Source organism: Amycolatopsis sp. NPDC028719 (genome assembly GCF_055565395.1).
In genome coordinates, this window is the sequence record NZ_JBVHUL010000008.1 from 3,872 (window position 1) to 14,794 (window position 10,923).

The following is a 10,923-nucleotide window of genomic DNA, read 5'->3' on the forward strand; positions in this document are numbered from 1 at the left end:
CCGCAAGAAAGAACACACAAAGACAGCCCACCTCCCCTCCCCCCCCCCCCTTCCTTTTGTGGTTTTTGGTTTGCTCCCCCACCACCCACCCCCCCCACGACCGCCGTACGGAAGGCGACCATGTCCAGCTCTGCTCCCGCACTCGCCGTCGAGGGCATCGGCAAGCGCTTCTCCGGGGTCACCGCCCTCGACGACGTCTCGCTGGAGATCCGCTCCGGTGAGGTGCTCGCGCTGATGGGCGAGAACGGCGCCGGGAAGTCGACGCTGCTGCGCGTCCTCTCCGGCGACCAGGGCCCCGACGACGGCCGGCTCCTCCTGGACGGCACCGAGATCACCTTCGACACCCCGCGCGCGGCGATGGCCGCCGGGGTCCGCGTGATCTACCAGGAACCCGAGATCATCCCGCACGTTTCGGTGGCGGAGAACGTCTTCGTCGGCGAACTCCCCGCCAAGGCGCGGGTCTTCAACCGCCGCACGCTCCTGAAGGCCACGCAGGACGCGCTCGCCGAGTACGGCTTCGAAGGCGTGCTCAACCCGGCGACGCTCGGGGTCGCGCTGTCGGCCGCCCAGCGCCAGATCGTCGAGATCCTGCGCGTGCTCACCGCGGCCACCCCGCCGAAGGTGATCGCCTTCGACGAGCCGACGTCGTCGCTGTCCGAGCACGAGGTGGACGCGCTGTTCCGGCTGATCGGGCGGCTGCGCGACAACGGGGTCGCCGTCGTCTACGTCTCGCACCGGATGAAGGAGATCTTCCGGCTCGCCGACCGCGTCGCGGTGCTGCGCGACGGCAAGCTCGTCGGCGTCCAGCAAGCCGCGGAGACCGACGAGCCGAGCCTGGTCCGGATGATGATCGGCCGCGACCTCTCGGCGCTCGAACGCCGCGTCACCCAGGAGACCGGCAACGTCGTGCTGAAGCTCGACGACGTCACGACCGACGACGTCACCGGCATCTCCCTGGAGGTCCGGGCGGGCGAGGTCGTCTGCCTGGCCGGGCTGGTCGGCGCCGGACGCTCCGAGCTGGCCCGGGCGATCGTCGCCGACCTGCCGATCCGGTCGGGCACCGTCGAGCTCGACGGGAAACGGCTGCGCGCGCACAACCCGGGTGACGCCGTCAAAGCAGGCATCGGCTTCGCGCCCGAAGAGCGCAAGACGGACGCGTTGCTCATGCAGCGGTCCGTCCGCGACAACATCTCCATCTCGGTGCTGGACCGCCTTCGCCGCTTCCGCGTCGTGAAGCGCGCGAAGGAACGCGCGCTCGTCGAGGAGTACGTACGCGAGCTTCGCGTGCGGACGCCGTCGATGGAGCAGGAAGTCCGCAAGCTGTCCGGCGGCAACCAGCAGAAGGCCGTCCTCGCGCGCTGGCTCGCGCGGCGGCCGAAGCTGCTGATCCTCGACGAGCCGACCCGTGGCGTCGACGTCGGCGCGAAAGCGGAGATCTACCGGATCATCGACGGCCTCGCCGCGGAAGGCATCGCGCTGCTGGTCATCTCGTCCGACCTGCCCGAGGTGCTGACGCTGGCCGACCGCATCCTCGTGATGCGCGCCGGGCGCCTGGCCGGCGAGATCAGCCGCGAAGAAGCGACCGAGGAAGCCGTGCTGACCCTCGCCATCCCCGAAACCGAACCAGCCGTAGAAGAGCAGCAGGAGATCGGCGCATGAGTACGCCCACGCAGGAGAAAGCCACTCAAGATCCCGGAGCGCCGCAGCAGCCGTCCGTGTTCCGCCGCGTGCTCACCGGCATCGGCGTGCAGAACTCCAGCCTGATCATCACGCTCATCGCGCTGGTGATCCTGCTGTCGGTGCTGAACGAAAACTTCTTCCGCACCAACAACCTGCTGCTGATCGGCAGCGCGATCACCATCATGGGGCTGCTGGCCCTGGTCCAGACCCTGGTGATCATCCTGGGCGCGCTGGACATCTCGGTCGGCTCGATGGCCGGGCTCGCCTCGGTCGTCTCGGCGATGGTGTTCACCTCGACCGGCAACGCCGAGGTCGGGATCCTCGCCGCGGTCGGCATCGGCATCCTGTGCGGCCTGATCAACGGCATGATCATCATCTTCGGCCGGGTCAACCCGGTGGTCGCGACGCTGGCCATGCTCGCCACCTACAAGGGTGTCGCGCAGGTCATCTCGGACGGCAAGTCGCAGGGCTACACCGGCGGCGACGACCTGTTCATCTTCCTGGCCAAGGGCGCGATCGCGGGCCTGCCGGCGCTGGTGTGGGTGTTCCTCATCGTCGCGGCGCTGCTGCACTTCCTGCTGAAGTACACCGACATCGGCCGCAACGTCTACGCCATCGGCGGCAACGACACCGCCGCGCGGCTGGCCGGCATCAACATCAACCGGTACATCATCGGCGTGTACGCGCTGGCCGGCGTGGTCGCGGCGGTCGCGGGCGTGCTGATCACCGCGCGCACCGGCTCCGGCCAGCCGGTGTCCGGGTCCGAAGGCCTGGAGCTGCAGGCCGTCACCGGCGCGGCGCTCGGCGGCACGATGCTCAAGGGCGGCCGCGGGTCGATCATCTCCACGGTGCTCGCGGTGATCATCCTGGGCGTGCTCGACAACGGCATGTCCGGGCTGGGCATCAACCCGTTCTGGCAGAACGTCGCCCACGGCGCCCTGCTCGTGATCGCGGTCGTGCTGCAGCAGCTGCGCAGCGGAGAGCGCCGCGTCGGCCTGCCCGAGTAGCGGTGGGCGCGCCGCGGAACCTCCACGCCCGGATAGTGGACGAACTGGGCAGGCTCATCGTCGAAGGAGTCCTCGGGGACGGGCAGCCGCTCGTCCCCGAGGAGCTCGGCCGGCGGTTCTCCGCGTCCCGGACGGTGGTCCGCGAGGCGCTGCGCGTGCTGGAGTCCAAGGGCATGGTCACGGCGCGCCCGCGGGTCGGCACGTGGACGCTGCCGCCCGCGGCCTGGGACGCGATCGACCCGGACGTCATCGCGTGGCGCGTCAACGGTCCCGACGGCCGCGAGCACCTGCGCGAGCTGCTGGAACTACGGCTGACGATCGAGCCGCAGGCCGCGCGGATGGCCGCGCAGCACCGGCGTCCCGACGAGCTTTCGGTGATGGCCGCGGCCTACGAGCTGATGGCGGACGCCGTCGAGCGCGCCGACACCGCGGCGTTCCGGGAGGCCGACTGCCGGTTCCACGCGGCGCTGATCCGCGCGTCCGGCAACGCGTTGATCGCGCAGCTGCAGGTCCCGGTCGTGGCGGCGCTGCGGGCGCACGGCGAGCCGATGGAACTGCCCGAGGGCAACACGCTCGTCGCGCACTCCCGCGTGCTCACGCTGGTGCTGGCGAAGAACGCCGACGGGGCCGAGTCCGCGTCGCGCCGGTTGCTGGAAACCGTTGCGCCGTACCGCTCACCGGCACCTTGACACGCCCAGCGGGAAGCGCTTCACTCGCTGCGGATGACCGCCGCCATGACGTGCTGAAACATTAGGGGGCTTCGCCCCGGCCGGGGGCTCCGCCACCCGGACCCCCGCAACTGATCGTGGAGGAGGACGCTTCCATGCGTTTCCCGGGTATTCGTGGTTTCGGCGTGCTCGCGGCCGCGGCGGTGGCCGGCGGGCTGTTCACAGCGCCGGCGGCTCTCGCGGCCCCCGCCGAGTGCGCTGTTTCCGACCAGATGGTCGCCGCGGGCAACTACTGGGTGACCAACGGGACGAACCTGGACGCCCCGGACTGGCAGAACGCGACGTTCCACGTCGGCAACCTGGCGCTGGTCCGGACCACCGGCCAGTCCAACCACAAGACGTACCCGTGGGCCCAGGCCAACGGCTACCAGCTGCCGCTCGACCCGAAGCGGCCGTTCTTCCCCGACAACCAGGCCGCCGGCGAGGCGTACCTGGACCTGTACACGTACTTCCACCCGGAGATCTCGCTCGATTCGATCCGCACGCGAATCCGCGACGAGGTCGCGTCGGTGCAGGCCGGGCACCGCGACTACTGGAACTACGTCGACGCGCTGAACATGGCGATGCCGTCGTTCGCGCGGATGAGCGTGATCGACCACGATCCGTCCTATGTGGACGCGATGGACCAGCTGTTCCGGACGTCGGAACACAAGCTGTTCAACGAGTTCGCCGGCCTGTGGAACCGCGACGCGCGGTTCACCGGCTCGGGCGTGTTCTGGTCGCGCGGCAACGGCTGGGCCCTGGCGGCGTTGACGAAGGTGCTGCAGGCCCTGCCCGCGGACGACCCGCACCGCGCGGAATACCTGCGGGTCTACAAGAAGATGGCCTTCTCCTTGTCCCTGCTGCAGCGTCGTGACGGCTTCTGGAACTCCGACCTGCTGAACCCGTTCGACCACGGCGGCCCGGAGACGAGCGGCACGGCGTTCTTCACGTACGGCATCGGCTGGGGCATCAGCGCGGGCGTCCTTCCCGCGTCACGGTTCCGCCCGGTGGTGGACAAGGCGTGGACGGCGCTGTCGACGAAGGCCCTGCAGCCTTCCGGTCTGGTCGGCTACGTCCAGCCGGTCGGCGACCGCCCGGCGACGGCTCGTCCGGACGACACCGCCGCCTACGGCGTCGGCGCGTTCCTCCTGGCGGGCCAGGAAGTCGCCAAGCTCCAGGGCTGCTCCGCCGAGTAGCCCCCCAAGCGCCCCAATGTGGCGTTGGGTGCGTGAGACGCACCCAATGTGGCGCGCTTCACTTCAGGCAGTCGCCGGGGTCGCCGCGGGTCAGGGCCGGGTCGTCCTGGGGGAACGTGCGGGCCGCGCCGGGGCCGGAAGTGCGGTGCTCGAAGCGGACCGTCACGCGGCCGTGGCCCGCGCCCTGGACCCAGCCCGTGCCGAACTCCTCGTGCACCACGTCGTCGCCCTGCCGCCACTCCGACGGGGCGGCGGCCGGTGCCGGGGCGGCCGCGGTGACCACCGTCGACGCCGGGGTTTCCGGGACGGCGAGGGAGAACAGCGCGTCCTGGTGGGGCACCGACAGCCCGCTGTAGGCGACGCCGGCCAGGCGGATCCCGCCGAACTCCGCCGGGTCGAGCAGGAGCCGCTCCGCCACCGCCGCCAGCTCGGCCAGGTCGTCCGTGGGCGCCGAGATCGTCTCCGAGCGGGTCACCGTGTGCATGTCCGTGTGCCGCAGCTTGATCACCACCGTGCGGGCCACGCGCTCGGCCTTGACCAGCCGTCGGTGCGCGCCCACCGCGATCCGCCGCACCTCCGCGCGCAGCGTCGCCAGGTCCTTGATGTCGGTGTCGAACGTCGTCTCGGCGCTGACCTGCTTCGTCTCGCCGCGGTCGGCCACCGGACGGTCGTCGAACCCGGTCGCGAGCCGCCGCAGGTCGCGGCCGACGACGCCGCCCAGCGTGGCCACCGCGTCCTGTTCGGACAGTGCCGCCAGCTGCCCGAGCGTCTGGACGCCGATGAACCGCAGCTTCCCCTCGGCGACCGGGCCGATCCCCCACAGCGCGCGCACCGGCAGCGGCGCGAGGAACTCGCGTTCGGTCCCCTGCGGCACCACGAGCAGGCCGTCCGGCTTGGCTTCGTCGGAGGCGATCTTGGCGATCTGCTTGCCGTTGCCCGCGCCGATCGACGCCACCAGGCCCGTCTCCTCACGGATCCGTGACCGCAGCGAAGCGCAGAAAGAAGTCACCTCTTCCAGCGAAGCACCCACGAGCGAAGGCGGTTCGGCGAACGCTTCGTCCAGGGAGATTTTCTCCAGCACCGGCGCCACCGCCGTGACGACGGCGAAGACCTCCTGGCTGAGCCGCTCGTAGACGCGGAACCGCGGCGGTACGATCACGCCGTTGGCCGGGAGCAGCCGCCGCGCCTGGGCCATCGGCATCGCCGACTTGATGCCGAACACCCGGGACTCGTAGCTGGCGCCCGCGACGACGCCGCGTGGCCCGGTACCGCCGACGAGCACGGGACGTCCCGCCAGCGTCGGGCGGGTGAGCTGCTCGGCCGACGCGTAGAAGGCGTCCAGGTCGAGGTGGATGACCCAGCGGGCCACGTCAGTCCCCGCCGGTGGCGTCCAGCAGCTGGTGCAGCGCCTTGGTGTAGCTCTCGAACGCCGCGCGCCCGGCCGCGGTCAGCCGGACCAGGGTGACCGGCGTGCGGTGCTCGTAGGCTTTGGTGATCTCGACGTACTCGGCGTCTTCGAGCTTGCGCAGGTGCGTCGAGAGGTTGCCGGCGGTCATGTCCAGGAGCTGCTGCAGGCGCGGGAAGGTGATCTGGTCGCCGGTGTGCAGCCCGGCGAGCGCGACCGTGACCCGCAGCCGCGCCTGGGCGTGGATGACCGGGTCGAGCTGGGGCAGTTCGCTCATCGGCGCCCGGACTTCTCGCGCGCGAAGTAGACGATCGCGCCGAGCAGGAACCCGCCGCCGCCGCAGATCGCCAGCACCAGGAAGTTGGCCGGGAAGCCGACCAGCACGCTGAGCCCGGCGGAGACGATCATCCACGCGCCGAGGCCGTACATCAGCTTGTCCTGCCAGAGCATCCCGCCGGTGAGGTAGAGCACGCCGGTCAGCAGCAGCCAGGTCCCGGACCACAGCAGCGACACCTGGTCGGAGGACAGCGAGCCGAACTGCGTGATCCGGATGTCGATCACGGTCAGCCCGACGGACGAGAGCGCCCAGCTGTAGCCGTACATCGCGCCGACGGTCTTGGACGGGCCGCGGATGCCGCGCCCGGCCCGCGCGCTGACCACGCCGGTGTAGACCATCGCGGCGACGAACAGCACCGCGACGACCACCCCGCCGAGCCAGCCGGGCACGCTCGCGGTCCGCGTCGCGAAGTACGTGAAGCCCCAGCCCACGATCCAGGCGAAGGCCCACGCGGCGAGCATGCGCGCGGGGCCTCCGCCCAGTTCCCGGCGGGTCCGCCGGTTCTGCTGGGCGATCAGGTTCAGCGACTCCTCCGCCGACATCGGCTCGTCGTCCACCTGTCCCGCCCTCCTGCCGTGCAGACCCCGCATCGCTGCACGGAAGTTAACACGCATTCACAGCCTGGCCGTGTCCAGCCGGAACCGGCGCACGACCACCAGCGCGGGCACGACCAGCCACCCGGCGAGCACCAGCACCGCGAGCCCCAGCCCGCCGGCGTGGGCCAGGGGTTCGAGGCCGAGCCGGCCGAGCCAGTACGTCGGGAAGAAGTGCGCGAGCGTCGCCATCCAGTCCGGGAGGACGTAGAGCGGGATCCACAGGCCGCCGAGCATGCCCAGCGGCATCATCAGCGCGCCGGTGACCGCGCCGACCGTGTCGCCCTTGCCGAACAGGCCGATGGCCAGGCCGAGCACCGCGAACGGGAGCACGCCGAGCCACAGCGACACCAGCACCAGGCCCCACTGCGCGGCGCTCATCTGCACGCCCATCGCCAAGCCCGCGACGAACACCACCACGAGCACCGGCAGCGCGACCGCCATCGCCGAGATGACCTTGACGACGAGGTAGCCGGGGCCGCGCATCGGCGTCAGGCGCAGCTGGCGCTGCCAGCCGTCGGTGCGTTCCTGCGCGACGCGGGTACCGGTGAACAGGGCGCCGCCGCTGGCGCCGTACGCGGCGAGGTTGATCATCGTCTGGACGTCCGCGGGCAGGCCGTTCGGCGCGACGAGCTTGCCGAAGATCGACCCGAACAGCAGGAACATGGCCACCGGCATGCCGATGGTGAAGATCGTGAACTGCGGGCTCCGGACGATCCGCTTGATCTCCAGGCTCAGGTAGGTGGTGTTCACGCGGCCGCCCCTTCGGTCTCGTCGGCGGTGAGCGCCAGGAAGGCCTCTTCGAGGCCCAGCGCGGTGATTTCGATATCGGCGGCGTGCGGGTACTTCGCCAGCAACGCGCGGATCGCGGCGTCGGAGTCGGCGCAGGCGAGCTCCGCGCGGCCGGCGCGCAGCTGGACGGTCGTGACGCCGGGCAGCCGCGCCAGGTCGGTCTCGGTGGCGTCCGGCACGACGGCCTTGAGCACCCGTCCGGACACTGCGGCCCGGACCTCGGCGACCGGGCCGTCGGCGACGACGGTGCCGTGCCGCAGCAGCACGACGCGGTCGGCGTAGTCCTCGGCCTCGGCGAGGTAGTGCGTCGCGAACAGCACGGTCCGGCCGGTGGCGGCGAACTCGCGGATGGCCGCCCAGAACGCCCGCCTGCCGTCGACGTCCATCGCGGCGGTGGGCTCGTCGAGGACGAGCAGGTCCGGGTTGCCGGCCAGGGCGAGCGCGAACCGGACGCGCTGGCGTTCCCCGCCCGAGAGCTTGCCGCAGCGGCGCTTGACGAGTTTTTCGAGGCCTGCCCGGGCGATCACCTCGGCGGCGGGCAGCGGCTTCGCGTGCGTGGAGACGACGAGGTCGACGATCTCGCCGACGGTGGCGTCCCCGAGCAGCGCGCCGTTCTGCATCATGGCGCCGAGAAGCCCGCGGTCGACGGCCTCGCGCGGGCTGCCCCCGGCGACGGTGACCTCCCCCGCGTCCGGCTTGGTCAGGCCCAGCAGCATGTCGACGGTGGTCGACTTGCCCGCGCCGTTCGGCCCGAGCAGCGCGACGACCTCACCCCGCGCGACCTCGACGGACACCCCGCCGACGGCGGTGACGGGCCCGAACCGTTTGGTCAGGCCGTGGAGCGCGAACGCCGGTCCCCCAGTCATGGCGCTCTCCTTTCGTTCGTGGACTTTGCAACGCAAAGTCGCTGCGAACTTTGTAACACAAAGTCCCCGCCTCTTCAAAGCCCACGGCGCTGAAAACATGAAGAACGGGGTGCCGGGCAGCACGCCCGGCACCCCGTCCGTTACGGATTTTCGCAGGTCAGCCGGTGAACCGCCCGGCAACCAGGCCCTGGGTGGCACTCAAGCCGGCCTTCGCCGCCGTCGGCGCCGGGGGCGTCGGCTGGGGTAGCGGGGCGCACTCGACGTCGGCCGTGCGGCCCGGCTTGCGGGCCGGGAGGGCGCCCGTCGCCAGGTAGTCCGCGATCTTGTCGTCGACGCACGCGTTGCCGCGCGGGGTGATCGCGTGGCTCGTGCCGCCCGGCTCGGCGATCAGCGACGCGCCCGGGAAGCGGCTGCGGACCTCGAGGCTGCCCTCGTACGGCGTCGCCGCGTCGAGGGTCTCGTCGATCATCAGCACGCTCTGCACGCCGCGCCCGTCGATCTTCGCCGGTTTGCCCGCCTTCGCCGGCCAGTACAGGCACGGCGCGTTGAACCAGGCGTTCTGCCAGGTGAAGTACGGCGCCTTGGCGAACGTCTTCCAGTTGTCGATCTTCCACTGGTTCCAGCTCTGCGGCCACTGCACGTCGGAGCACTGGACGGCCAGGTAGACCGCGTAGCCGTTGTCGTCACCGCGGCCGCCGAACGCCTCGAACAGCGACTGCCAGTTCTGCCAGTCGCCCTGGTTGACGAACCGCGAAAGCGCGTCGCCCAGCAGCGTCCAGCGCAGCTGGTAGTACGACGCCTGCTGGATGACGTCGAGGATCTCGTCCGGGCCGATCACGCCGCCCGCCGGGTTGAACTGCGCCTTGAGCAGCTGCTCGTTGACCACGCGCTGCACCGCGGACTGCGTCTTGCCGAGGTGGTAGACGTCGTCGTGCTGGGCGAGCCAGCCGAACCAGATGAGGATGTTCTTGTCGAACGCGACGTCCTGGTTCAGGTTGTCGCCGTACCAGACACCGCGCGGGTCGACCGTCGAGTCGAGCACCATCCGGCGCACGTTCTGCGGGTACAGCGAGCCGTACACCTGGCCGAGGTAGGTGCCGTAGGAGTAGCCGTAGAAGTTCAGCTGCTTCTGGCCGAGCGCCTTCCGGAGGGAGTCCATGTCCTTGACCGTGTCGGTCGTCTTCATGTTCTCCAGCAGGGCCTTCGAGTTGTTCTTCGCGCACGCGTCGGCGTAGCCCTTGGCGCGGCCGAGCCAGGTCCGCTCGAGCTGCGGGGTCAAGGGCACGTACTGCGGCCGGTCGTAGTCCATGTAGTTCGGGTCGCAGCTCAGCGCGGGCTTGCTCGCGCCGACGCCGCGCGGGTCGAAGCCGATCCAGTCGTAGGCGTCGCCGGCGTGGTTCGGGACGCGCGGACCGCGCGTCGCCAGCAGCAGGCCGGAGCCGCCGGGGCCACCCGGGTTGGTCAGCATGACGCCCTGGTACTGCGCGTCGGCGACCTTGTGCTTGACGCGGCTGACGGCGAGCTGGACCTGCTCGCCGCGGGGCTTCGAGTAGTCGAGCGGCACCCCCAGGTACCCGCATTCGGCGCCGGCGGTGACGAGCGTGGGATCGGTACACGGCCCCCAGGCGATCGTCCCGGCCGCCGGTGCGGGCGCCGCGGACGCGACCGGCACGGCCACGAGCGCGGACGCCACCGCGGCGGCGACCACCGCGGCGACGGTCACCACGGAAGAAATGGCACGTCTCACTGTTTTCTCCCTTTCGGCTACGGCTTCGAGCGGCTGAACCCTAGACCCGCCGGCGGCCTCCGGGGACCGCAAACGGGGAGGGTGACCGCGAATGCCCTACGAAAGGCGGAAATCGGATACGCCGGACCGGCGGTGCCGCCCGGCCGGACCGGCACCGTCCGGTGTGGACGGTGCGGCCGGTCCGTGGCCGATCAGCCGTGCCGCTGGACGAACGCCTCGATCAGCTGCTGCCGCTCGGCCGAGGTCGCCCGCTCCAGCTCGACCGTGTCGCCGTCGATCGTCATCGTGATCTTGTGGCGGCCCGCTTGGCGGCCCAGCCACTCGCGCAGCGTCTCGACCAGGCCGGGGAACACGCCGCCCGCCGCGCTGAACGCCACCAGCAGCGAGCCGACCGTCACCGGGTCGGCCGCCTTCGCGCCGTCCGGCAGCTCACCCGGTACCGACCGCAGCTCGACGTCGAGCTCACCCAGCTCCGCACGCAGGCGCCGGGCGAGCCGGTCGAGCTCCTCCGCGTCGGCGTCCGCCGCTTCGAGGCGAAGCACCGCCCGCCGCGTGTCCGGTTCGGTCATGCGCGCCATGGTGCGCTCCGG

The 10,923-nt window shown here is 71.0% G+C and carries 11 protein-coding genes; 4 read left to right on the forward strand and 7 right to left on the reverse strand.

Annotation, left to right across the window (positions count from 1 at the left end; genetic code table 11):
- Positions 1-120 precede the first annotated feature (120 nt).
- The 4 genes from ACZ4TR_RS32810 (at position 121) to ACZ4TR_RS32825 (ending at position 4,593) form a co-directional block, all read left to right on the forward strand.
- Positions 121-1,659, forward strand: coding sequence for a sugar ABC transporter ATP-binding protein (locus ACZ4TR_RS32810; RefSeq protein WP_465291484.1), 1,539 nt, complete (start codon positions 121-123; stop codon positions 1,657-1,659).
- Complete coding sequence (locus ACZ4TR_RS32815; protein WP_364528780.1) at positions 1,656-2,687, forward strand: ABC transporter permease; 1,032 nt, start codon at positions 1,656-1,658, stop codon at positions 2,685-2,687. Before ACZ4TR_RS32810 ends, ACZ4TR_RS32815 begins: the two co-directional genes overlap by 4 nt.
- A 2-nt stretch (positions 2,688-2,689) precedes the next feature.
- The gene (locus ACZ4TR_RS32820) at positions 2,690-3,376 is read left to right on the forward strand and encodes a FadR/GntR family transcriptional regulator (protein ID WP_465291486.1); all 687 of its coding nucleotides are present in this window, start codon (positions 2,690-2,692) and stop codon (positions 3,374-3,376) included.
- 134 nt (positions 3,377-3,510) lie between these two features.
- Complete coding sequence (locus tag ACZ4TR_RS32825; RefSeq protein ID WP_465291488.1) at positions 3,511-4,593, forward strand: glycoside hydrolase family 88 protein; 1,083 nt, start codon at positions 3,511-3,513, stop codon at positions 4,591-4,593.
- Between the two features lie 58 nt (positions 4,594-4,651).
- Here the strand turns inward: ACZ4TR_RS32825 and ACZ4TR_RS32830 are convergent, their stop codons facing one another.
- The 7 genes from ACZ4TR_RS32830 to ACZ4TR_RS32860 form a co-directional block, all read right to left on the reverse strand.
- A complete protein-coding gene (locus tag ACZ4TR_RS32830; RefSeq protein ID WP_465291489.1) occupies positions 4,652-5,962 on the reverse strand; it encodes a DNA polymerase IV in 1,311 nt (436 codons plus the stop codon).
- 1 nt (position 5,963) lies between these two features.
- Complete coding sequence (locus ACZ4TR_RS32835) at positions 5,964-6,275, reverse strand: winged helix-turn-helix domain-containing protein (protein ID WP_013223409.1); 312 nt, start codon at positions 6,273-6,275, stop codon at positions 5,964-5,966.
- The gene (locus tag ACZ4TR_RS32840) at positions 6,272-6,892 is read right to left on the reverse strand and encodes a hypothetical protein (protein ID WP_465291491.1); all 621 of its coding nucleotides are present in this window, start codon (positions 6,890-6,892) and stop codon (positions 6,272-6,274) included. The genes ACZ4TR_RS32835 and ACZ4TR_RS32840 overlap by 4 nt, the downstream gene beginning before the upstream one ends.
- 57 nt (positions 6,893-6,949) lie before the next feature.
- The gene (locus ACZ4TR_RS32845) at positions 6,950-7,681 is read right to left on the reverse strand and encodes an ABC transporter permease (RefSeq protein ID WP_364528765.1); all 732 of its coding nucleotides are present in this window, start codon (positions 7,679-7,681) and stop codon (positions 6,950-6,952) included.
- Positions 7,678-8,586, reverse strand: coding sequence for an ABC transporter ATP-binding protein (locus ACZ4TR_RS32850; RefSeq protein WP_465291492.1), 909 nt, complete (start codon positions 8,584-8,586; stop codon positions 7,678-7,680). The genes ACZ4TR_RS32845 and ACZ4TR_RS32850 overlap by 4 nt, the downstream gene beginning before the upstream one ends.
- Positions 8,587-8,743: 157 nt before the next feature.
- The gene (locus tag ACZ4TR_RS32855; RefSeq protein WP_465291994.1) at positions 8,744-10,294 is read right to left on the reverse strand and encodes an alpha/beta hydrolase; all 1,551 of its coding nucleotides are present in this window, start codon (positions 10,292-10,294) and stop codon (positions 8,744-8,746) included.
- A 230-nt stretch (positions 10,295-10,524) separates the two neighbouring features.
- Complete coding sequence (locus ACZ4TR_RS32860) at positions 10,525-10,902, reverse strand: effector-associated constant component EACC1 (RefSeq protein ID WP_465291494.1); 378 nt, start codon at positions 10,900-10,902, stop codon at positions 10,525-10,527.
- Positions 10,903-10,923 lie beyond the last annotated feature (21 nt).